This is a genomic window from Spirillospora sp. NPDC048911 (assembly GCF_043198015.1).
In the GTDB taxonomy this organism is placed as follows: Bacteria; Actinomycetota; Actinomycetes; order Streptosporangiales; family Streptosporangiaceae; genus Spirillospora.
Window position 1 is genome coordinate 799,183 of the sequence record NZ_JBICUD010000003.1, and the last position, 20,801, is coordinate 819,983.

Annotated in this window: 21 protein-coding genes; 10 read left to right on the plus strand and 11 right to left on the minus strand. The window is 68.4% G+C overall.

Annotation, left to right across the window (positions count from 1 at the left end; genetic code table 11):
• Positions 1-44 precede the first annotated feature (44 nt).
• Together ACGFNU_RS17610 and ACGFNU_RS17615 are read right to left on the minus strand one after the other, a co-directional pair.
• On the minus strand, positions 45-1,067 hold the full coding sequence (locus ACGFNU_RS17610; RefSeq protein WP_392594704.1) for an NAD(P)H-dependent flavin oxidoreductase: 1,023 nt from the start codon (positions 1,065-1,067) through the stop codon (positions 45-47).
• A 78-nt stretch (positions 1,068-1,145) separates the two neighbouring features.
• Positions 1,146-2,534: a DUF4041 domain-containing protein gene (locus ACGFNU_RS17615; RefSeq protein ID WP_392594706.1), complete on the minus strand. Its 1,389-nt coding sequence runs from the start codon at positions 2,532-2,534 to the stop codon at positions 1,146-1,148.
• A gap of 332 nt (positions 2,535-2,866) precedes the next feature.
• Between ACGFNU_RS17615 and ACGFNU_RS17620 the strand changes: the two genes are divergently transcribed.
• From ACGFNU_RS17620 to ACGFNU_RS17645, 6 genes are all read left to right on the plus strand, one after another.
• Complete coding sequence (locus ACGFNU_RS17620; RefSeq protein WP_392594708.1) at positions 2,867-3,829, plus strand: serine/threonine-protein kinase; 963 nt, start codon at positions 2,867-2,869, stop codon at positions 3,827-3,829.
• Positions 3,816-4,274 carry a hypothetical protein gene (locus ACGFNU_RS17625; RefSeq protein WP_392594710.1) on the plus strand — a complete coding sequence of 153 codons (459 nt, stop codon included), beginning with the start codon at positions 3,816-3,818 and terminating at the stop codon, positions 4,272-4,274. The genes ACGFNU_RS17620 and ACGFNU_RS17625 overlap by 14 nt, the downstream gene beginning before the upstream one ends.
• A 137-nt stretch (positions 4,275-4,411) precedes the next feature.
• Positions 4,412-5,491, plus strand: coding sequence for a hypothetical protein (locus ACGFNU_RS17630; protein ID WP_392594712.1), 1,080 nt, complete (start codon positions 4,412-4,414; stop codon positions 5,489-5,491).
• Positions 5,492-5,689: 198 nt separating this feature from the next.
• Entirely contained in the window at positions 5,690-6,481 is a 792-nt protein-coding gene (locus ACGFNU_RS17635; protein ID WP_392594714.1) for a VWA domain-containing protein, read from the plus strand.
• A 17-nt stretch (positions 6,482-6,498) separates the two neighbouring features.
• Positions 6,499-7,290 carry a PP2C family serine/threonine-protein phosphatase gene (locus ACGFNU_RS17640; protein ID WP_392594716.1) on the plus strand — a complete coding sequence of 264 codons (792 nt, stop codon included), beginning with the start codon at positions 6,499-6,501 and terminating at the stop codon, positions 7,288-7,290.
• The gene (locus ACGFNU_RS17645; protein WP_392594718.1) at positions 7,287-8,501 is read left to right on the plus strand and encodes a hypothetical protein; all 1,215 of its coding nucleotides are present in this window, start codon (positions 7,287-7,289) and stop codon (positions 8,499-8,501) included. The genes ACGFNU_RS17640 and ACGFNU_RS17645 overlap by 4 nt, the downstream gene beginning before the upstream one ends.
• Before the next feature lie 85 nt (positions 8,502-8,586).
• Here ACGFNU_RS17645 and ACGFNU_RS17650 read toward each other — a convergent pair whose 3' ends face one another.
• Positions 8,587-9,081 carry a hypothetical protein gene (locus ACGFNU_RS17650; RefSeq protein ID WP_392594720.1) on the minus strand — a complete coding sequence of 165 codons (495 nt, stop codon included), beginning with the start codon at positions 9,079-9,081 and terminating at the stop codon, positions 8,587-8,589.
• Positions 9,062-11,251 (minus strand): CHAT domain-containing protein, encoded by a 2,190-nt coding sequence (locus tag ACGFNU_RS17655; protein ID WP_392594722.1) that lies wholly within the window; start codon positions 11,249-11,251, stop codon positions 9,062-9,064. The genes ACGFNU_RS17650 and ACGFNU_RS17655 overlap by 20 nt, the downstream gene beginning before the upstream one ends.
• Before the next feature lie 146 nt (positions 11,252-11,397).
• Here ACGFNU_RS17655 and ACGFNU_RS17660 point away from each other — a divergent pair, with 146 nt between their 5' ends.
• A complete protein-coding gene (locus tag ACGFNU_RS17660) occupies positions 11,398-11,751 on the plus strand; it encodes a nucleotide pyrophosphohydrolase (RefSeq protein WP_392594724.1) in 354 nt (117 codons plus the stop codon).
• Here the strand turns inward: ACGFNU_RS17660 and ACGFNU_RS17665 are convergent.
• Complete coding sequence (locus ACGFNU_RS17665; protein ID WP_392594725.1) at positions 11,748-12,167, minus strand: ATP-binding protein; 420 nt, start codon at positions 12,165-12,167, stop codon at positions 11,748-11,750. The genes ACGFNU_RS17660 and ACGFNU_RS17665 overlap by 4 nt on opposite strands.
• Before the next feature lie 326 nt (positions 12,168-12,493).
• Between ACGFNU_RS17665 and ACGFNU_RS17670 the strand changes: the two genes are divergently transcribed.
• The 3 genes from ACGFNU_RS17670 to ACGFNU_RS17680 all read left to right on the plus strand — a co-directional run bounded on the left by ACGFNU_RS17670 (position 12,494) and on the right by ACGFNU_RS17680 (position 14,619).
• Complete coding sequence (locus ACGFNU_RS17670) at positions 12,494-13,375, plus strand: helix-turn-helix domain-containing protein (RefSeq protein WP_392594727.1); 882 nt, start codon at positions 12,494-12,496, stop codon at positions 13,373-13,375.
• Positions 13,372-13,560 carry a DUF397 domain-containing protein gene (locus ACGFNU_RS17675; protein ID WP_392594729.1) on the plus strand — a complete coding sequence of 63 codons (189 nt, stop codon included), beginning with the start codon at positions 13,372-13,374 and terminating at the stop codon, positions 13,558-13,560. Before ACGFNU_RS17670 ends, ACGFNU_RS17675 begins: the two co-directional genes overlap by 4 nt.
• A gap of 183 nt (positions 13,561-13,743) precedes the next feature.
• Positions 13,744-14,619 carry an ADP-ribosylglycohydrolase family protein gene (locus tag ACGFNU_RS17680; protein ID WP_392594730.1) on the plus strand — a complete coding sequence of 292 codons (876 nt, stop codon included), beginning with the start codon at positions 13,744-13,746 and terminating at the stop codon, positions 14,617-14,619.
• Positions 14,620-14,625: 6 nt separating this feature from the next.
• On the opposite strand, the gene ACGFNU_RS17685 is transcribed toward ACGFNU_RS17680, so the two are convergent.
• The 6 genes from ACGFNU_RS17685 to ACGFNU_RS17710 all read right to left on the minus strand — a co-directional run bounded on the left by ACGFNU_RS17685 (position 14,626) and on the right by ACGFNU_RS17710 (position 20,798).
• Positions 14,626-14,832, minus strand: coding sequence for a hypothetical protein (locus ACGFNU_RS17685; protein ID WP_392594732.1), 207 nt, complete (start codon positions 14,830-14,832; stop codon positions 14,626-14,628).
• 501 nt (positions 14,833-15,333) lie between these two features.
• Positions 15,334-16,038 (minus strand): anti-sigma factor family protein, encoded by a 705-nt coding sequence (locus tag ACGFNU_RS17690; protein WP_392594734.1) that lies wholly within the window; start codon positions 16,036-16,038, stop codon positions 15,334-15,336.
• A complete protein-coding gene (locus tag ACGFNU_RS17695) occupies positions 16,031-16,606 on the minus strand; it encodes an RNA polymerase sigma factor (protein ID WP_392594735.1) in 576 nt (191 codons plus the stop codon). The genes ACGFNU_RS17690 and ACGFNU_RS17695 overlap by 8 nt, the downstream gene beginning before the upstream one ends.
• Positions 16,603-18,087: a beta-propeller fold lactonase family protein gene (locus ACGFNU_RS17700; RefSeq protein WP_392594737.1), complete on the minus strand. Its 1,485-nt coding sequence runs from the start codon at positions 18,085-18,087 to the stop codon at positions 16,603-16,605. Before ACGFNU_RS17700 ends, ACGFNU_RS17695 begins: the two co-directional genes overlap by 4 nt.
• The gene (locus tag ACGFNU_RS17705; RefSeq protein ID WP_392594739.1) at positions 18,084-19,529 is read right to left on the minus strand and encodes a beta-propeller fold lactonase family protein; all 1,446 of its coding nucleotides are present in this window, start codon (positions 19,527-19,529) and stop codon (positions 18,084-18,086) included. Before ACGFNU_RS17705 ends, ACGFNU_RS17700 begins: the two co-directional genes overlap by 4 nt.
• A 273-nt stretch (positions 19,530-19,802) precedes the next feature.
• Complete coding sequence (locus tag ACGFNU_RS17710) at positions 19,803-20,798, minus strand: RNA ligase family protein (RefSeq protein WP_392594741.1); 996 nt, start codon at positions 20,796-20,798, stop codon at positions 19,803-19,805.
• Between the last annotated feature and the right edge of the window lie 3 nt (positions 20,799-20,801).

The following is a 20,801-nucleotide window of genomic DNA, read 5'->3' on the forward strand; positions in this document are numbered from 1 at the left end:
CCGGGTTGAGAGGAGACTCCAAGAGTCGCGCATCCCGGCAGCGCTCATTGTCCGGACTGGAACCGGGTCAGCACACGCTCGGCTTGGTCCATCATCTCGCGGACGATTTCGGCGGCGGGCTTGATGTCGTGGACGAGCCCGACTCCTTGGCCCATCAGCCAGGGCATCTCCTCCCAGTCGGCCTTTGTCTCGGGTGTCGGCGGCAGCACGCTGAACTTGCGCAGCACGGTCTCGGCTCCGCCCAGCACCGTCGTGCCGACCTGTTCGAGCGCGTCGCGGTCGGTCGGCACCTCGTCCAGCCGGTCGTTCCACTCGGCCACCACACGATCGCGCTGCACCCGCATCGGATTGAACTCCGGCCATTCCGGGCCGAAGATCGAGCTGAGCACCGCGTCCTCCCCCGACGACGAGAGCAACCGCCGGTGGTGCTCGGGATTGACGTTGGCCTCCGCCGAGGCGACCAACCGCGTCCCGACCCAAACACCATCGGCCCCCAGGCACAAAGCCGCGGCGACCTGGCGTCCGTCCGTGATCCCGCCTGCGGCCAGGACCGGCACGTGCTCCCCCACCGCGTCCACGACGGCGGGAACGCCGACCATGGTGGGCAAGCCACCGAGGTTATGCCCGCCGGCCTCCCACCCCTGAGCGACGATGACCTCCACCCCGTCGTCGACGGCGAGCTTGGCCGCGTCCGCGGAGCCGACCTGCTCCCACACCGAGACCCCGGCCTCGCGCAGCTGCTTGAGCTGATCGCCCGGCGGATGCCCCCAGTGATAGGAGACGATCGGCACCCGCTCCTCGGCGCACACGCGAACGAGCTCGGCGTTGTCGAAGTACGTGATCAGGTTGACGTTGAACGGCGCCGCTCCGACGCCCTCCCGGATCCCCTGGATGATGCGCCGCAGCACGTCCGGCGGAGTGAGGCCGGCCCCCACCGCGCCGATGCCGCCCACGCCGGTGACCGCGACCGCCAGATCAGGAGTACCGCCCGCGAAGGCCATCCCAGCGCAGGCGAACGGGTACGCGATGTCGAACTTCTCGGTGAACCTGGTGGACAGTACGCTCATGACGACTTCTCCCCTGAAGCGCGGAATGCGCCTACGCAGACTCCCACCGAGCGGCGGTACGAGCCAGGGGACGGGATCTCAGCCGCTCCGGCTCCCGCTCGCCCGCCACTCCTCGGCGTCCGCGGTATCGCGGTATTCGAGGAGATGGTTTCCGGAGATCTTGGCGAGCTTCGCCCGGACCTGGGCCGGAGTGGCGTAGAAGAACTCGCGCCGCAGATTGACCTGGTTCACCCTCTGCCGGGCGAACGCCTTGTGCAGCTCACCTTCGAGCCCGACCGCGTCCTCGCTGAAGATCATGGCGTGCACGTCGAACCGGAACGGCACCGACGCGTCGCCGAGCTCCCGTACCCGGTCCATCGGCTCCAGCCGCCGCGTCATCCCGATCTTGACCATGTTCTCTCCGAACGCGCCATAGTTGGAGATCACATAGACATAGCCCGCGCGGATGTTCGCCTCGCGGGCTTCAACGTCGGTGATCGCGCCCCCGAGCTCCTCCAGCTTCGCCCGGATCTCCGCGACGCCCGCCGCGCCTGGCTCGAGTCTCTCGAGCGCACGCCGCAGATGCGCCTGCTCCTTGAGCAGCCGTTCGCGCTCTCGCTCCAGCTCGCGCTGCGCCTTCTCGGCTTCCCGCTGGGCCTCGCGCGCGGCACGGTTTGCCTCTTTCTCCTCCTCCACCTTCGCCTGGTAGTCGGCCACGAGCTGCAGTTCACGGATCCGGAGGCGGTGGTATCCGCGGTCAACCTTGATCATCAACATGGCGCCGAGCTTCTCGATGGCGGTCACGGCCTTGTCGAGACGCTCGCGGGATGAGGCGAGCTTGTGCGGCCGCATCGTCCGTACCAGGTTGTCGGCTTCGGCGTTGTACGCGCGCAGCATGAGTTTGGAGAACTCTTTGACCATCTTGCGGCCCTTGGCCGCCGACCCGTCCACGAGCCAGTTGTTCGTCGCGGTGACCGCGTCTCCTTGCCGCACCATATTCTTCATGTCGCGCCGAAGGCCGGCCAAAGCGTCCTTGTAGGCGACGGCGTCGTCGAGCGGATGCTGGAATTGGTACACCCCCGCCGACTGGAGCAACGCGATGTCGTCGGTTTCGACGATGTCCTTTCGCGCAGCGGACAGCTTGCGCTCCAGACCGCGAACCTCTTCTTGGAGATGCGCCTTCTGGCGAGAGAGATCCGCGAGCTCCGCGGCCAGTTGCGCTTTCGCCGCATCCCGTTCCCTCGCCTGCCCGGCCTGCGCCTCCGCCCACCAGTGGGCGATCTGCTGGTCGGCCCCGGCGCGCATGGCCTCGGCCTCAGCCCGCAGCCGCTCGATGCCCAAGGCCACGTCCCGGTACTGCATGACGCCGACTCGATCGATCCATGCGTTCAGCTGAACGTTGTCATTGTAGAGAGCCTGGTTCTGAGCTCGGAGGTGATGGACTTCGGCTTCCACGCCCTGAACCTGACGTCCTTTACCAAAAACCATGACAGGCGCCCCTCTGTGCCGCGTACCGAAGGCTCCTGACATCTAAGCACTCAATAGGGCCGGTCGTCCGAGAATTGCCAAGATCAGCAATTCGCGCCACTCGACGCCATGCAGAGGGCCGGGATAATTGTCTATCAATGAGCTGAGCCACTTGTGGTCACGTCTCGTGTCAACGGTTCCGCTGAGCCATGCGTCCGCGCTGTCGCGGCTGGCGGAGGGAGGCCATCGTTGGCCGTTGTGGGGGTGATGCATGGCCCTGCCGCGTGATCCCAGGCAAACTCGGCGTATCCACAGCGGTGGCTCTGGGACGGGGTGACGGAGTGCGGACGCCGATGAGCGACCCCCAGCGGGTGGGGCCATACAAGATCATCGCACGGCTCGGGTCGGGCGGGATGGGGTGGGTGTACCTCGGCCGGTCGCCGGGCGGGCTCGACGTGGCGGTGAAGGTCGTGCGGCCCGAGTACGCGTCGGATCCGGCCTTCCAGAAGCGCTTCAAGCGCGAGGTGAACGCGGCGCGGTCGGTGAGCGGGGCCTTCACCGCGGCCGTGGTGGACGCCGATACCGAGGGCGATCCGCCGTGGCTGGCGACCGAGTACGTGCCCGGGCCGTCGCTGACGGAGGTCGTCCAGGCGTCCGGGGCCTTCCGGGAGCCGGTCGTGCGAAGGCTGGGGGCCGGTCTCGCGGAGGCGTTGCTGGCGATCCACGCCGCGGGGCTGGTGCACCGGGATCTCAAGCCGTCGAACATCCTGCTCGCCGACAACGGGCCGCGGGTCATCGACTTCGGGATCTCGCTCTCCGATGAGGACACGCGGATGACGCGGGAGGGCCTCATCATCGGCACGCCGTCCTATATGTCGCCCGAGCAGATGAGGGGCGGGCAGGTGACCTGGGCCTCGGACGTCTTCTCGCTGGGCGGCGTGCTGGCGTTCGCGGCGACCGGCAAGACCCCGTTCGGGGAAGGGACGAGCGCCATGTACCGGATCGTTCACCAGCCGCCGTCCCTCGACCAGGTGCCGCCGGGGTTGCGCGACCTGATCGGGCGCTGTCTCGGCAAGGCCGCCGCGGAGCGGCCCAGCCTGGAAGATCTCTTGGACGAGTTGCACGGCGAGGCGGCCTGGCCGCCGCCGGCGGTCGCGGAGCGGATCCGGACCCGTACCGAGGAACTCGCCGCCAAGGGCGGCTCGCAGGCCGGGACCTCGATGCGCTCCCTGCTGTTCCTGCATGCCCAGGCGCTCCTCGACGCCGGGCTGACCGACCAGATGGTCAGTGAGGCGGTGTCGCGTGGCAGGTCATGAGGCGTTCGGCGGGCAGGCCGCCCTGGAGGTGGGCGCGCACTGGCAATGGATGATCGAGAATTGGGCCACGCGCAATGGCATTCGCGCCACGACCGAATCGTCCTCGGTCAGCGTGGAAATCGATCTTCCAAAGGCGGACCGCGTCGCCACGATGCGATTCACGACCGCCAGCAGATTGCTCGTCGCGTTCATCACCGACGACCGTTCGCTCGAACGTGATCGATTGGCGCTCGCGGCGGCGGCGGCGAACGCCTGGAACACCGAGCAGCTCATCCCGATGCTCTCCGTGTGGGACGTGCGCGGGCCCCATCCCTTCCTGGCCGGGGTGTGCGTATTGCCGCTGACCAGCCAGATGAGCCAGCCGGTATTCGACGATCTCGCGGATCACTGGCTGTCCCAGGTGCGGCAGATGTTCACGCGGTGTCATCAGGTCTTCGGGCTCTAGAAATTCGTGCCGAATGCGGGAAACTGATCAGGCGCATTATGTAGGTCTTGTCGTACAATCAGGAGCCTTCACGACCCAAAGGGGGCACCATGGGTCAGGGGATCTTCAGCACTGCGATCCGGGGGACCTTTCTCGCAATGCTGATCTTCGCTCTGCTGCCACCCGGGAATGCCGTGTCGGCCTCGTCGGCGGACGACTGCGGGGGCGGCTACAGCGCGCGGCTGCCCTGCCTGATGAAGCAGGCGTCGGACGCGAAGGGAAAGCCGGTCACCGCCACCCTCACGGCACCGCTGCCGATCGACAAGCCGATCAGCGATCCGAACGCCTGGCGAGAGTTCAAGCAGAACCTCAAGGACGGCAATTTCGGGGTGCAGTTCCCTGCTCGCGGCAAGGACGACCAGGCCCCTCCCCAGCCGGGCCAGCCAGGGCAGCCGGGGCCGGCTGCGGAGACCGGTGCCGGCGGGACCGTTCTGCTCGTGCTCGCGAGAAAAGAGAATCGCCTCGTCTCTCCTGACATCACGGTCAGCGCGCTTCCCCCGGACGCGATGAAGGCGCTCCAGGACGCCAAGCTCTGTGACCGCATCTGCGACGCCATCGGCAAGAACCCCCGGCAGTCAGGGCAGAACCTCATCGAGGCCGGTCTCGCCACGAACATCCTGGACAAAGGGCCGAGTGAGAGCCAGGGCCGGGAAGATGGCGGCGGGCATTCCACCTTCTGGTTCCTGGTCGCCTTCGGGGTCGTCCTGGCCTTGCTCGGGTGGCTGCTCCTCATGGTGCGCCGAAACTCGGGAAGTGCCCGCCGTCCCGCCTATGCCACCGGTACGGAGACCACGACACATCAAGGGCGCCTTCCGCCCGCGATGCCTATGAATCCGGCCTCCCACCTTGGACCGGCCCCGGCTCCGGCCGTCCCGGCCCAATGGGAGAGCCGCCGGATAGCGATGCCGCCCGGCCCCAAGCGCACAGCCACCGTGCGCACCGCGCTTCACCCCCAGGGCTACGTCGAGCTCGACCAATGCCTCTACCGCGCCGTCTGGGCCGACCGGGTGGCGCCGCCGCCCGCGCTGGGCGACAACGTCGACGTCGTCGAGGGGACGGGCCAGGACGCCGAGATCCTCTTCGCCTTCGCACGTCCGGCGCGAACGCGATCAGGCCCGCGGCCCGGCGACGGCCCCGGTCCCGGCCGGCGCATCGACCACCGCCCCATAGACCAATGACCACCGGACGACGATCGGCCGGCCGCCCAGCCGAACCAGGAGCGATCAGCCGCCCAGCGGATCGACGAGCGATCAGTCGCACAGCGGACCGAGAAGCGAGCAGTCGCACAGCGGACCGAGAAGCGAGCAGACGCACAGCGGACCGAGGAGCGACCGGCGGCACCGCGGAACGACAACGGAACACGGGGAGTACAGCACATGCGACGTGACCAGCAACCTCACGGCGGCCGCAGCCAACCGCAAGGGCCGTCAGGGGCGCCGGCGGACTTCGCCCACATCGAGATCGGCAACAACGCGCAGCGGCTCCCGCTCGTGCTCTGCCTCGACACGTCCCATTCCATGCGCGGAACCCCCATCGAGTCGCTGAACGAGGCGCTCCGTTCCTGGACGCGCGACCTGCGCGACGACGTGAGCCTCAGCGCCAGCGTCGAGATCGCGGTCATCACGTTCGGCGGCCAGGGCGTCAACGCCTGGCAGGGGCCGTATCCGCTGCCTCCGCAGGCGCGGGTCAGCCCGTTCGTGTCGGCCGGGGCCTTCCAGCCGCCGCAGCTCATGGCGTCCGGCGTCACGCTGATGACCGAGGCGCTGGAGCTGGCGATGCAGATCGTGATGGCGCGCAAGCAGGAGCTTCGGCAGTCAGGGCTCCAGCACTTCCGCCCGCAGATCTGCCTGGTGACCGACGGCATCCCGACCGACCAGCAGGGTCATCCGACCGACCGCTGGCGGCGGCTGGTGCCCGTCCTGTCGCGCGAGCAGGACGAACGGCGCTTCCGGCTGTACGCCATCGGCGTCGGCGGCGTCACGTCCCATGGCGCGCAGGTTCTGGAGGCCCTCGCGCCCAAGTTCAACGCGCGGCTTGAAGGTTTTCCGTTCCGGGATCTCCTGCAGATGATGTCGGCCAGCGCCAGTGCCGAGCAGAAGGGCGCGGGCGACGAGGTCTTCGAGAAGATCTTCAGCCGCTTCACCCAGCGGCCGGCCTGGGAACACTGAGCCGGGAGGCCGGGAACGTGAACGGACGCGGCGAGCGGCGTACGGCATGGCGGGTGCACGGCCTGAGTGTCACGGGCTACCGGCACCGGCGTGACGGCGTGCCCTGCCAGGACGCCTGGAACGCCGACGACAGCGGGCCCGTGACGGTGCTGGCGGTCTCCGACGGCGCGGGGAGCCGCCCCCGGTCGGCCGAGGGCTCCAAGATCGCGGTCAAGCTGGCCACCGACCACTTCGGCAGGACCGTGTCCGGCCGCCGCTCGGACGCCGCGACCGTTCACGGGCTGCTGCGCACGGCCTTCCGCGACGTGCGCGACGAGTTCCTGCACGAGACCGCCGAAGCCCCCGACGACTTCGCCGCCACGCTCACCGTGGTGGTGATCGCTCCGACCTGGATCGGTCACTTGAGCGTCGGCGACGGCTTCGTCGTGCTGCGCGCGGGCACCGAGGACGGCACGCCGCAGTTCCATCTCCTGCCGACGGCACCGGAAGTGAGCGAATACAGCAACGAGACCGTTTTCCTGACGTCCTCTGACGCCGACAAGTGGGTGCGTACGGCGTGCGTACGTGACACCGGCGTCGACGGGGTTCTGCTGTCCACGGACGGTCTGGCCCAGGCAGCGCTGACCAACTCCTACGGGAGGTCACAGATTCCGAACGCCTCGTTCGCCTCGACCATGCTCGCGTCCCTGGAACGCGCGGGAGACGATCCCCACGGCGATACCGAGGCGCTGGCCGCCTTCCTTCGCTCCGACAAGGTGACCGCCGTCAACGCCGACGACAAGACCCTCCTGCGGGCGGTGCGATCATGACCGGGCCGGTGGGCAGCACACCCGTGACCGGGCCGGGCCCCGCGGTGCTCCTCAACGGCGAGCCGGCGAAGCTCACCGACCGTCCGCTCAAGGCCGGTGGCCAGGCGGCCGTGTTCCCCGTCATCTCGAACGAGGGCATCGTCGTCAAGCTCTACCGCGAGCCGCCCGGAGCCGACCAGGAACGCCGCCTCGAGCGGATGCTGACCATGGCGCCCCTGGGCGGCCGCCCCACTCACTCGTCGCAGCCCCCCGAATTGGCGTGGCCGACGCAGGTGGCCCGTAGCCCAAGCGGCCAATTCCTCGGCTACGCCATGCCGAAGTTCGGCGAGCCCGACCATGTGCAGCTGGTGGCATTGTTCGGGCGCTCGACACGGCTCCGGCACTTCCCGCAACGCGCCGACTGGCGATTCCTGCTCGGCATCAGCTGGAACCTCGCCTTCATGGCGGCCCGCATGCACCAGGAGCACCTGGTCATCGGTGACTTCTCCAGCAACAACGTCGTGGTGGACGGCGACGGGTTCGTGACGTTCCTCGACTGCGACTCCATCGCGTTCACAGATCCGGTCACGAGCGAATACTTTCCCTGCCTCATGCAGACCGCCGACTACAGTGCCCCTGAACGGCAGAAGGGCAGCCCGGCCTCGCCTGCCACAGATGACTTCGCCCTGGCCGTCCTCATCTATCAGTTGCTGACGGGCGGCAACCACCCGTTCGGCGGGGTACGCAGGGACAGCGACTCGGAGGCAACCGTCGCGGACAACATCGCCGCAAGCTGCTCCTACGTCGTGCTGCCGCAGCAGGTCATCGTGCCGCGCGGCGTCATCGATCCCGTGGTTCTGCCACCGGCGCTCCTGGAGCTGGCTCGCGCGGCCTTCGGAGCGGGCGTCATGAACCCTGCCGCAAGGCCCACGGCACGTGACTGGCTACGCGCCTTGGACACCGAACGGAGCCGCGTCCAGATCTGTAGGGATCGTCCACGCCACACCTATGGCTCGCACCTGCAGGGCTGCCCGTGGTGCATCCGTATCGCCGCGACCGGGCAGGACCTCTTCAACGAGGAGCCCGTCCTCGCGTCTGCGCAACCCTTCCCTCCCGCACAGGGCGGCGGCCTGAGCCTGGATCCGACGACCCGCACCGCGTTGATCGTGGTCGGTATCGCCGCGGCGGTGCTGGTCTTGCTCGCGCTCCTAGTCCTACTCGCAGGCGCCTGAGCCTGAGCCCGCCGCCGAATCCGTTCCGGGTCTTCGAAGCGCCCAGAGCCTTCGGAGCTTGCCGGGCCCTACGAGCTTTCGGGGCCTACGAGCTTTCGGGTCGCCACTCGCCAAGGTGCCGGTCGTAGCGGAGCGTCCCCTTGCCCAGGCTCGACAGATCCGCGGAGACCAGCGCCGCGTACGCCTCGTCGGGCAGGTCGGCCTCCAGCGCGATCTGGAGCCGCGTATCGGGATCCTGCAGGACGAGAACGGGCGCTTCGTCAGCCACCTCGCGGCGCCCTTGAGGCCCTTGGCGTCCTTGGCGCCCGCCGATCGCCTGCTTTACCAGGCTCTTCAATCCGAGCGTGGCCTCCTTCGCCAAGGTCGTTCCGATCCCGCTGAGGAACGCGTGCAGGGGCAAGGCCGCCAGCACGAGCCATTGCAGCTCTCCCGGCCCCCGTCGGACGGGCACGACCCGTACCCGCGACTCGACGCCGAGCTCCGCGAACGCCGACGCCACGGCGCGTTCCTCGCCCTCCTCGAACTGCGAGCTGACCAGGATCTCGGCCGTGATTCGCCCGTCACCAACCATCGCCGGCATTCCCCTCCGTGATTCGCCAGATGTGCGCGGTGCTGTCACTTCCGGCGGTGGCCACCCGGTGCCCGTCCCCGCTGAACGTCACCGCACGCAACGAACTCTCGTGGTGGAGCCCGAAGAGCTCCCGCCCATCACCCGCGTCCCACACCCGCGCCACGTTGTCCCACCCGGCAGTGGCCAGCCGACGCCCTTCCGGACTGAACGCCACCGCCCGCACCGAACTGTCGTGCGTGAGCCGCAGCAACCGCTCTCCGCTGCGCGCGTTCCACACTCGCACCGTCTTGTCCTCGCTGGCCGTCGCCACCCGGCGCCCGTCCGGGCTGAACGCCACCCCCGGCACAGAACTCTCATGCTCCAGCCGGACGACCAGACGTCCGCTCACCACATCCCACACACGCCCAATGCCATCCTCACTGCCCGTCACCACCCGCCGGCCATCCGGGCTGAAGGCGACACTCCGCGCCGAGGCGTCGACTGCCAGCCGCGACAACTCCTGGCCGGTGACCGGATCCCACAACCGCACCGACTTGTCCTGGCTGGCCGTCGCGACCGAACGCCCGTCCGGGCTGAACGCCACCCCCGCCACCGCACCCTCATGCCCTAGCCGGACGACCATACGTCCGCTCACCACATCCCACACACGCCCAATGCCATCCTCGCTACCCGTGACCAATCGCCCGCCGTCCGGGCTGAAGGCCACCGAGGTGACGACGTTGAGCCAGCCCGGATGCTTGAACGTCAGGGCCTTCCGGCCGCTGCTCGAATCCCACAACCGCGCCGTGCCGTCACTGCTGGCCGTGGCCAGCCATTGCCCGTCCGGGCTGAACGCCACGCCAATGACGCTCTTGCGGTGCTGGACGGTCAGCTCATCCCGGAACCGCCACTGCGACCGAGCCGAATCCGGGCTGGTAGCCGAAGTCTGTGTCTGCCCCGAGGCCCCTCGTGGCTCCGCCGAGCCGACCTGACTCTCGTCCAAGGCCGCCCGTGCCGAAGCCATCAACCCATCGGGATCGCCCGCATCCGCTTTCTCTTCGGCAGAATCCACGCGGAGCGTGTACGTCGCATGCGGAGGGCGACCCTCGGTAGAGAAGATGCGTCCATCCGTCTCGTCCGTGGCGCGCAGGTAGAGCACCGGAGTGCCCCACTCCAGCGTGTCCTTCTTCACCCGCCGCATATACCGCCGCGCACGCATCACGCTGACGTCCACAGGCAGGCCCTTGGCCACGTACTGGTAGAACATCGTCGCGAACTGGATCGCCGCCGGGTCACTGATCGCGAACTGCATGGCGACGACCGCCTGGATTCCCCTCCGTACAGCCGCCCCCGCCGCGCTGGAGAAGACATCGAGAGCGCTGCCGCGTCCGGTGTCGCAGGCGTTCAGCACAACGAGCCGCAACGTGGGGTGCTCTCCCAAGAGGCGGCTCAGATCGTCCGCCCCGACCTGATCCGTCCCGCCCTGCTCGTTCGCCAGGGAGATGGTGCCCTCGCCGCTTTCGGAATCCCATCCGCCGTGGCCGACGAAGTGGAAAACGTGCCACGGCCCCTGGTCCAAGGCGTCCTCAAGGTCGCCGTAGGTCTGCCCGTCCACCCACGCGAGCTCGACGAGCCCCTCACGTTCGAGCCCGGCCAACGCGTCGCACAGCAGCCGCTGCTCTTCCTTGACCTCCAGCGCGACCTGGTCGCCGGGCCGCGCCACCATCCCGAGGACGCGCAGCCGAGCCGGAACCGGCAGGGGCGGACGCCCCGCCAGCACATGCGGGTAACGCACCAACGGCTGGCTCAGCCCCAGATAGTCATGCCTCACAGGATCGAACAAGAACTCCCAAGGCACCTGCGCGAGCTCGGGTGCCCTGATTCGCAACACCAGTCGCATGACCCCGGCCGCATGAAGATTGTGCGTGTAAAGGCCGTGAATCCGATCATTGATCAGCGCCTCGAAAAGCTGCCGCCCCAATTTCTGCACCGGCTCTTCGTCCTTGGACGCCAGCCGGCGCGTGATCGCCGACGACGCCAGCACGAATCCGCTGATCGCCTCAAGCTCATGATCCAATTCCGCGAGCGGCAACGGCAGCCGCATCGTGGTCTCCGCGTCCCCGCTGGGCGTGCGGACCCGGACCGGATAGATCTCGCCGTCCCCCGGGCTGATCTCGATCTCGAAATTGCGCGTCTGCATCCTCGCCCCTCGGGCGACTACCCCCGCAGTCTCAAATGCGAGCCCTGACCCTGATCGTACGTAATCGCGTAATGAACCGTCACGCGATTGGCACGGATCAGACAGCCGCTTACCCCGCCCACTTTGACCGACCGTACGCTGGCCCTGTGACGAGCATCGACGACCTCGCCGAACGCCTGCGCGCCTTCGCGGCGGAACGCGACTGGGAGCAGTTCCACACGCCCAAGAACATCGCGATGGCACTGGCGGGCGAAACAGGCGAGCTCCTGGCCGAGCTGCAATGGCTGACTCCCGAAGAGTCGTGGAAGGTCATGGACGACCCGGCCGCAGGCGCTCGCCTGCACGCGGAGTTCGGCGACGTCTTCCTCTACCTGATCCGCCTGGCCGACCTCCTGAACGTCGATCTCCTAGAAGCCGCAAACGCGAAACTCCAGCAGAACGCCCGACGCTACGACGCCGACACTTACCGAGGCTCAGCCCGCAAAGCCCCACCCCTCTAGAGCCACTCCCCCACGAAGACCGCAGTGACCGTCCGCCCGTCCTCGTTCCCATGCCAGCTCCAACTGGCCGCGATCGACGCCACGGTCTTCAGGCCACGCCCGGACTCATCGAGTTCGCCCGCGTCCCGCACCACAACCCCTCCCGGACCACCCTGATCAGCGACCGAGACCGCCACACCATTGGCGCCGCGCATGACCTCGACGGTGAACGTCCCGCCCTCGCCCGATTTCGTATGCCGGATGGCGTTCACGACCAGCTCATCGGCGGCCAGCAGCACGTCGTCGAGATAGGGACAGCCGTCCAGCAGGCAGGCGGCGAACCGCCGTACGGTCCGGGCCTGCTCGGGGACGCCGGGAAAGGAGCGTCGCCAGAACAGCGGCACGGGCCCCGCCGCAAAGACCATCGCCGTGGACATGAGCACTCCTGCGGATCGTGCGGAACCGGGGTTGTTCCGCAGTTCCATCGTCACAAGAGGCTGCCATCCGCTCACGAGAAGTAGCCACCAAAGGCCACCGGCACCTTTGATTCGCACAAGCGCCCTCAGAACGTGCGCGCCCCGCACGTCCAGCCCCCGCACATGCCACTCCTGAACGTGCGGAAAAATCTTGAAGCACCACCCCGACCAGCACATTCTCCCTATTCCTGTCCGGATCCGGCCACTCCATTGCCACTGGACGCCGGTTGCAGAAAGTTATTGATCCGTACACATTGTGATCGCGGCTCGTTCAAGGGAGAACGGCCATGCCAAGCCCCTATGTCCGCCGTCGCCGGCTCGCGGTCGAGCTGCGCAAGATCCGTGAAGACCGTGACATGACGGCGGACGGGCTCGCCCGCTTCGTCTACCAGTCCCGCACCAAGATCACTCGCCTGGAGACCGGCGCGGTCCGCCCGGACCTGGCCGAGATCATGGACATGCTCGAACGCCTGGGCGTCACCGGCTCCCACTACGACAAGGTCGTCCGCCTGGCACGAGACGCCGCCCAGAAAGGCTGGTGGGATTCCTTCGGCGACTCCATGGGCGCCCGCCAACGCCTCTACGCCGACCTGGAGTCCGGCTCCGACACCATCCGGGGTTACAACCAGACTGGCTTTCCCGCGGTCTTGCAACTACCTGATTTCATCAAGGCCTTGGTTGAGCTCGATGAGCACCAAGGCCCACTCGACTATCGGCCCGAGCGGATGGCGGACGCTAGGGCACACCGTCAGCGCCGCCTTCTGCAACCGGACGGCCCCTCATACGAGACCGTCCTTGACGAGTCCGTTGTTCACCGTTTGGCGGTGCCCCCACTGTTGATGGCCAACCAGCTTCGCCACTTGGTCGGCGTGATCACAGAGGAGCCGCGCATCTCCATCCGGGTCTTGCTTCACAACTCTCGTGTTCCCGGAGGTTTGCTACCCAAGTCGTCGTTCTTCCTCTACACCTTCCCCGAGCCAGCCGACCCGACGATGGCGGTCGTCGACACCGTCACGACCGATCTTGTTCTCACCGACCGACGCGAGGTGGCCCGATACACCAGGCACTACGAACGGCTTCAAGAAGCCGCACTCTCGACAGCTGACAGTCTTGGCTTCCTCAGTCGGGTAGCCGACCGGCTGACAAACGAGGCAGGATCGGGGGCATGACCAAGCACTACACCGGCTGGCGCAAATCAAGCCACAGCGACCCCAACGGCGAGTGCGTCGAAGTCGCCAATGGCCCGGACGGCAGCATCGGCCTCCGTGACTCCAAGCAACACGGTAACGGCCCGATCATCGAGTTCACTCCCACGGCATGGGCCGCCCTGCTCGGAACCCTCCGCACCCACTGAGCGGGATAGGTTGCCGAAATCAACTGTTTCAATGCGGAGCTCGCCCACCGCCGATGACATCGCCCTCGGATGGCCTGTTCTGTCGAACTCACCGCAAGCTCGCAGCGCGATCCAGAGCTTCGTGGCCGGCGTTCCGCCACGTCCGTCAGCGGGCGGGTCGTCTGTCGCGGTAGAACCCTTGTCATGAACGATCATCGCGGCCGGGCACTCATGCGTGATTCGCTGACGGGGCTGTCCGTCGGCGACGCGTTCGGCGACCAGTTCTTTCTGCACGCCAACCGTCATCTGACCGCCGCAGATCTTCCTGGGGCGCCGTGGGAATGGAGCGACGACACCGAGATGGCCTGTTCGGTCGTCGCCTGCCTGCACCGTCATGGACGCATCGACCAGGACGCTCTCGCGACGTCGTTCGCCACTCGTATGGACATGGGCCGCCGCTATGGCGCTGGTGCCTTGGAACTTCTTGAGCGAATCCGCGACGGGCACCCTTGGCGGGGCGCTTCAGTTGAGTCGTTCGGCGGCAATGGTTCGTTCGGCAATGGGGCCGCCATGCGCGTGGCTCCTCTGGGCGCCTACTACACCGGTGATCCGGCACGCGCGGCCGCCGAGGCCTCTCTGCAAGCCGAGATCACTCATGCGCACGCCGAAGGGATCGCAGGCGCGGTCGCGGTCGCCGTCGCAGCTTCCCTTGCCACCGTTAGTACTCCGGAGGAGTTGTTCGAGGCGGCACTCGATCACACCCCGGAAACCTACGTCCGCCGGGGTATCCAGCGAGCTCGCAAACTCAAGACACCAGAGCAGGCGGCGCAGTCGTTGGGAAATGGATTCCGGATCACCGCCCAGGACACCGTTCCTTTCGCGCTCTGGGCGGCCGCCCGGTACCTGGACGACTACCCGGCTGGGATCCGTGCCTGCGTCGCGGTCGGCGGTGACATGGACACCACCGCCGCGATCGTCGGTGGCATCATCACCGCCGGAAGAGGTGGCGACGGCATCCCGGCCGAGTGGCTCGACGCCCGTGAACCCCTTCCCGGATGGCTGGACGAAGCACTGGGTTGAACGCCGTCACTGGTCTTCGATCACTACCAGCCGGGTGAGCTTCTCTCGCCACGGCTGCGGCTGCGTCATCCCCCACAGCAGGCTCGCCGGAAGCTGGACAAGAACCACGCCTCTCGGCGGGAAGCCCGGCAGCACGTTCAGGGCGGCGTTGAGCAGCAGCGGCCCTGGGCCGGGTGGAGCGCCGGTACGCCCGTCCACAACTCGCAGGCCCATCGCCCGCTGCCCGAGAGTGCGGCCGTCTGAGACTCCACCATCGCTTCGGCTGCCGGGGCCACGCTTCTGCCAGGCTCATGTTGGGGTCGTTGTCGATCGTCACTGCGGGCATGACCGGCAGGATGCCTGCGGCATCACGCTTGATCGGCGCTCGCTGCGACTGGGCGTCCACGCGTCGGAATTCCCAGGCCACAAGCGGCGCCAGCGGCACGAAGAGGATGAGTGTGTCAATGCAGGCCGCAACGCGCCGTGACGATGCGGGAGCTCGCACCACTGCGCTGGCCATGACCCCATGAAACCACTCCATGGGCCTGCGGGCGATCGCTCTGTTTTCCGTTCGATGCCCGGGCGCGGGGCTGACCTCGTCCTTTTGTTGAGAGCGGACGTTCAGCCGCGAAGAGGGCAAGCCTGGCGAGGATAGGGGCTTATCGAAGGTTCTTTCCGCGCCATTTCAGGTACCGGTTGGTTGGGCCGCCACGCGGCCCAACCAACCTCACATAGCTAGGAGAAGTGGGCGGTCATGGTGGTCGTGCCGGCGGTGCTGAACTCGATCACGCGGATGTCGCGGATGTGGACGGGGATCTGGATCCGGCTGCCCCAGCCGTGGGTGCCGCCTTCCGATTCGTAGGGGTTCAGGGTGTAGCGGCGGCCGTCTTTGACGATCATGGTGACGGTGTAGCGGCCGGGACGGGTCGGCTGGCGGAAGATGGCGTACACCCAGGTGGGGACGCCCTCGTAGGCGAATATCGTCGCTATCTCGGTGGAGCCGGTGGGGACCAGCGGGGCGGCGCGGAAATCCTTGCCGTGTGCGATGTGCAGCGTGTGCCGGTAGTTCGCGGCCAGCTCCCGGTCGTCGGCCGTCTGCCACCAGACGGCGCCCGCGGCGACGGCGGCGGCGGTGATCAGTGCGGCGGCTCCGCGGGCTGTTCGGCGGACGCGGCGGCGCCGTGCAGGCGTCCTGAAGCCCGGCGGCTCCAGGGCCAGCCGTTCCAGGGTTCTGGCCTCGAAGCCGGGCGGGGTCTGCTTCTCGGGAGCGAGCAGCGTCAGCCCGTCGAAAAGGTCGGCGGTCTCGGCCAGCTCGCGCCTGCACTCGGCGCACGCGGTCAGGTGCTCCAGGGCGCGCGCCCGCTCGTCGCCGGTGGCCACCCCGGCGGCGATCTCCGGGATGAGCTCGCGCACCTCTGCGCAGGGCTCCCGCTCACTCATCGGTCACCTCCAGAACTTTGCGCAAACGTGCCAGGCCCCGGCGGATCCTCGTCTTGGCCGTGCCGAGCGGGATGCCCTGGTGCTGGGAGATCTCCTTGGCGGTCATGCCATGTAAGACGAACAGCACGATCAGCCGTCCCTGCTCGCCCGGCAGCGCGCGCAGGGCGTCCCGCAGCCGCTCCCGTTCCTCGAAGCCGGGGCCCGGCCGGTCCTCGCCGGCCGCCAGCGTCCGCAGCAGGAGGTCCGGGTCGGTCGGGGTCTCGCCGCGCAGGCGCACGGCGTCGATGGCGAGGTTGCGGGTGATCGTGAGGATCCAGGTCGCGGCCCGGCCCTTGCGCGGATCGTATGCGGCGGCGTGCCGCCACACCCGGAGGAACGTCTCCTGGGCGACCTCCTCGGCGGTGGCGGACGAGCTCACGATCGTGACGGCCAGCCCGAACACCCGCGCCTGGTAGCGGCGCACGAGGGCGGCCGCGGCGTCGGAGTCTCCCGCCGCCATCCCGGCCAGGAGCGACTCGTCGGTGAGGGCCCACAGGTCGGGGACGACGGAGTAGCCCTCGTTCTTCACCGGAGTCTCACCGCGGCTTGTGCCGGCACTGGGACCAGCGCCGAGGCGCGGGCGCGGGCGGACCCGTTGCAGAGCGCCGACGTACCGGTGAAGATTTGCTCGGTCGAGCAACCTTCGTTGTCGGTGACGGTGACCGTGACCTTGTAGGTGCCCGGGCCCGGGAAGCGGTGCGCCGGCCGCGGGCCTCCGTCGAGTCGCGTGGTGCCGTCGCCGAAGTCCCAGTCGTACCGGACGACGCGTCCGTCCGGATCGGAGGAGGCCGAGGCGTCGAGGTGGGCGCCGCCGGTGACGGAGAGCGCCGCCACCGGTCCCTGGTTCGGCCGGACGGCGATCGACTGGAACGCGGGCTGTTCGCCGCCGGTGGGGAACGGGCTGCCGGCGATCTCCGTGAGTCCTCCTCCGGGCGCGATGCGGAACGCGGAGACGTTGTCGGAGTCGAGGTTCGACACGTAGAGGTTCCGGCCGTCGGGTGTGACGGCTCCCCCGACGGGGCTGTCGCCCGCCGTGACGTCGGCGTCATGGACGAGCGAGCCGTCGTGGCGCACGGTGTAGGCCGAGACGTGTTGGCTCCCGCTGCCTATCAGCCCGCCGTCCGTGACGTAGAGGTTGCGGCCGTCGGGGGTCATGGCCGCCGCGATCGGGACGTCCGGGGCGAAGAACGGCGAGCCGGGGACGGACGTCAGATCGCCGTTCGAGCCGACGCGGAAGCCGAAGACCTCGTGGGAGGCCGAGCACGGCACGTACAAGTATTTGCCGTCGGGGGTGAGCGCCATCGCGCCGCCCGCCGCCCCGATGCCTGTTTGAGCGATCCGGGTGAGGGTTCCGTCGTCGGCGTGGACGGCGAAGGTGATCAGCTGGTCGGGGGCGGTGTCCAGGGGGTTGCCCGTGCTCACGAACACGAAGCGGCCATCGGGGGTGGTCGCGATCCCTCTGGGGTTTTCTCCTCCGACGGGCACGGTTTTGCCGGGAGAGGTGAGCGTCCCGTCGTCCTTTATGGGGAACATCGACACCGTTTCGGCCGTCCGGTTGACCACGTACAGGCGTCGCCCGTCCGGGGAAACGACGGCGTCGTCCGGGTCTTCGTCGGTGGGGGTCGGCGGGGGCAGCGCGGTGAGGCCGCCGTCGGTGCGGATCCGGTACGCCGTGATCGTGCTCGCGATCCCGTTGGCGACGTAAGCCGTGCGTCCATCGGGCGCGACCGCGATGCCGCGCGGGGAGGCGTCGGTGCGCGTCCGCTCCGGGCTCAGCTTCAGGCCGCCGTTCGGCTGGATCGCGAAGGTAGAGATGTCGTTCGACACGATGTTGGTGACGAAAACCGACCGCGCCGGTGCCGGAGCCGCGTTCGCGGCAGTGCGAGCGGCCAGCGCGCTGGCGCTAGTGCGGGCGGGGGTCGGCGTGCCCGCGGCGGCGTTTCCAGCGGCAGGGGTCACAGTGCTCAGCGGCAGGCTGATCAAGGCCAGCGCGAGTCCGAGCTTGATCATCTTACGTTCACCGTCCTTGCCGTCCGGGCCGCAGCAGAGCCGTTGCACAGGGGCGATTGGCCGGTGAACACCACGCGCGTCGTACAGCCTTCGTCGTCAGTGACGGTGAGCGTCACGCGGAAGGTGCCGGGCCGCTGGTAGACGTGCACGGGCTTGGGCCCGCCATCGCTCGCCCCGGTGCCGTCGCCGAAGTCCCAGTCGTACCGGACGACGCGTCCGTCGGGATCCGACGAACCCGACGCGTCGAACGCCACCCGCAGATTGCGTTCGGCCAGCGCGGTGAACGAGGCCGTGGGTCCCTGATTGGGAAGCACCGAGACCGACTGGAACGAGGGGCCTTGGCCACCCGTGGGGAACGGCGAACCGGGAACTGCCCGAAGCACACCGCTCGGCTGCACGTCGAATCCCGAGACATCGCCGGAGTCGAAATTGCTGACGTACAGATGCCTGCCGTCCGGCGTGGGAGCGACGCCGACCGGTCCGTTACCACCTCGGAACGGAGATCCCGGGACGGGACGCAGCGTCCCGTTCTGCCCGACCGTGTAGGCCGACACCGCGCGCGCGTCGTCAGGCCGCTGCGAACCGGGGCTGGTGACGAACATGAGGCTCCCGTCAGGGCTCGGCGCGGCCCCCTCAGGAAAGTCTGCGGCGGGGAAGGGCGACCCGGGCAACGACGCCAGATCTCCGTCCCGGCCTATGGCGAAGCCGGACACCTGGTCCGAGCCGGTCGAGACGACATAGAGGAAGCGTCCGTCGGGAGACACCGCGACACCGTTGCCGCCGGAACCGACCCGGGCGGGCGTCCCGGCGCGGGTCAGCGTGCGGTCGGCGTTGACGGCGAAGGTGACGACGACGTCGTCACGGCCCTCCGCGGGCCGTCCATGGCTGACGAAGACCCGCCGCCCGTCGGGAGATACGGCGACGCCGCGCGGACTGTCGTACCCGGTGGTCACCGGTTCGCCGAGCCGCACCACCCGGCCGTCGGGCTGGATGGCGAACACCGTCACCGTGCCGGAGTCGATGTTGGTGACGTACAGCGCCTTGCCCGCCGGATCGATGGCGATTCCGAAACCGGTGTCCCCGCCGGTTCCGACGGGAGCGCCGAGCGGAGTGAGCCCGCCGTCCCCGGACACGGTGTACGCGGAGACGGTGCCTTGGGCTGACACGGAGTCGTCGCCGTTCACCCCGTAGGCGTGGCGGGCGTCGGGAGAGAAGACCAGGCCGCGTGGCTCGTTACCGGTGCCGGTCCGACCGCCGGCCGTGGTCAGCCGCCCGTCAGGCCCGATCTTGAAGACGGTGACATCGTCCGTCGCCCTGTTGGTGACGTACAACGTGCGTCCCTGCGCAGGGATGGCGGAGGCTTGCGGAGGCACGGCAGAGGACGAGGCCGCAGTGACCGGGAGCAGAGCGGCGGCGGCTCCTACCGCGAACAGCGCCTTCATGACTACGGTGTTTGGGAGCGTGCGAGGGACCATCTCGGTTACCACCTTCGCTGTCTAAGACAGGTCCGGCGGTAATACGGCGAAATTCCGCAACGAGATTCACCCAGGCCCCTCGAATCCAGTCTTATGAGGACGCGCAGCACAAGCACCCAATCGACAACCCCGCCAAGCGCAGGCGCGAGGCACGTAGGTGCTGGCAGGGGATTTCAGACGGCCTCGCATGTGCCGCGTGGCACGTCTTCTCCGCCCTCGATCTGCCCGAGAGCAGCAACTTCAACGTCCTTGAAGCCCTGCCAGCGTGTGGGCTGCGGGGGTGAGGGCGGCGGTCAGGCGTTCGTGGTCGGGCTTGGGCAGGCCACCCAGCTCGTCATCGAGGTCGGCGAGCAAATCGGACACCACCTCGGCGGCCAACGCGGCGGCGTCGGCGGCTGGGCCGAGTTTGCTGCGGGCCGCGTCCACTCTCGGCGGGGTGAGCCGCTCCACCGCGGACGCCAGCAGCCAGGCCGGCACTCCGCCGGGCGGCGGCACGAACGGCCGGGCACCGTTGTAGCGGGCGTCCTCGGCGAAGTCGGGATGCTTGACCTTCAGCACCGGCCGCGGCCCCCGCTCGCGCGTGTCCCAGGATCCGGCGGGCTTGAGGACGTAGCCTTCGGCGCGGTTGCCGGGCAGTTCCGGGAGGCCGAGCGCGCCGGGCACCAGCGTCGGGAAGTCGAGCGTCAACTCTCTCAGCTTCTGCCGGTGACCTTGACCCACGAGCGGCACGCACTTCAAGCCCACACCGGCCGCCAGGTCTGCCAGTTCCGCGCGGCCCATCCAGCGTGGGCCCGATGATGTGCGGACGGCGCCGTCGAACGCCAGCCACACCAGGCCAGGGCTGTACCACACGCCGGTCTGCACTGGACTGATGGTGTCGACCGGCGGTACCTGCGGGTGCGGATAGCCTCCTCCGGCCAGTTCGCCGTACAAGACCATGTCCTGTCCGACTGTTCGGGCCGCTGCCGCCGCCGCTGTCGCGAGTACCGGCCACAACCGTGTCACGCCGAAGAACATCTCGAGCCGATCCTCGTCCAACAGCCCGCGCCGCCCGGCGGCTTTCGCCGTCCGGCCATCGCTGACCAGCGCGAAATGCGCGCCGTGCACCTTCTCCTCGGCGACCCAGCTGCCGCCGGGCAGCGGCCCGTCGCCGAACCGCTGCGGGATCTTCGGGTACCACACGACCCCGCCCTCCGTTCCGCGCCCGGACGCGCCGCTGGCGGGCAGCTTCTCCAACGC

Excerpts from the sequence above, each read along its gene's own strand:
- ACGFNU_RS17685 (WP_392594732.1), bottom strand. The coding sequence starts at position 14,832 with ATGGGCCTGCGAGTTGTGGACGGGCGTACCGGCGCTCCACCCGGCCCA.
- ACGFNU_RS17645 (WP_392594718.1), top strand. The coding sequence starts at position 7,287 with ATGACCGGGCCGGTGGGCAGCACACCCGTGACCGGGCCGGGCCCCGCG.
- ACGFNU_RS17690 (WP_392594734.1), bottom strand. The coding sequence starts at position 16,038 with ATGAGTGAGCGGGAGCCCTGCGCAGAGGTGCGCGAGCTCATCCCGGAG.
- ACGFNU_RS17635 (WP_392594714.1), top strand. The coding sequence starts at position 5,690 with ATGCGACGTGACCAGCAACCTCACGGCGGCCGCAGCCAACCGCAAGGG.
- ACGFNU_RS17700 (WP_392594737.1), bottom strand. The coding sequence starts at position 18,087 with ATGATCAAGCTCGGACTCGCGCTGGCCTTGATCAGCCTGCCGCTGAGC.
- ACGFNU_RS17680 (WP_392594730.1), top strand. The coding sequence starts at position 13,744 with ATGAACGATCATCGCGGCCGGGCACTCATGCGTGATTCGCTGACGGGG.
- ACGFNU_RS17630 (WP_392594712.1), top strand. The coding sequence starts at position 4,412 with ATGCTGATCTTCGCTCTGCTGCCACCCGGGAATGCCGTGTCGGCCTCG.
- ACGFNU_RS17610 (WP_392594704.1), bottom strand. The coding sequence starts at position 1,067 with ATGAGCGTACTGTCCACCAGGTTCACCGAGAAGTTCGACATCGCGTAC.
- ACGFNU_RS17650 (WP_392594720.1), bottom strand. The coding sequence starts at position 9,081 with ATGCCGGCGATGGTTGGTGACGGGCGAATCACGGCCGAGATCCTGGTC.
- ACGFNU_RS17705 (WP_392594739.1), bottom strand. The coding sequence starts at position 19,529 with ATGAAGGCGCTGTTCGCGGTAGGAGCCGCCGCCGCTCTGCTCCCGGTC.
- ACGFNU_RS17675 (WP_392594729.1), top strand. The coding sequence starts at position 13,372 with ATGACCAAGCACTACACCGGCTGGCGCAAATCAAGCCACAGCGACCCC.
- ACGFNU_RS17665 (WP_392594725.1), bottom strand. The coding sequence starts at position 12,167 with ATGTCCACGGCGATGGTCTTTGCGGCGGGGCCCGTGCCGCTGTTCTGG.
- ACGFNU_RS17615 (WP_392594706.1), bottom strand. The coding sequence starts at position 2,534 with ATGGTTTTTGGTAAAGGACGTCAGGTTCAGGGCGTGGAAGCCGAAGTC.
- ACGFNU_RS17620 (WP_392594708.1), top strand. The coding sequence starts at position 2,867 with ATGAGCGACCCCCAGCGGGTGGGGCCATACAAGATCATCGCACGGCTC.
- ACGFNU_RS17655 (WP_392594722.1), bottom strand. The coding sequence starts at position 11,251 with ATGCAGACGCGCAATTTCGAGATCGAGATCAGCCCGGGGGACGGCGAG.
- ACGFNU_RS17670 (WP_392594727.1), top strand. The coding sequence starts at position 12,494 with ATGCCAAGCCCCTATGTCCGCCGTCGCCGGCTCGCGGTCGAGCTGCGC.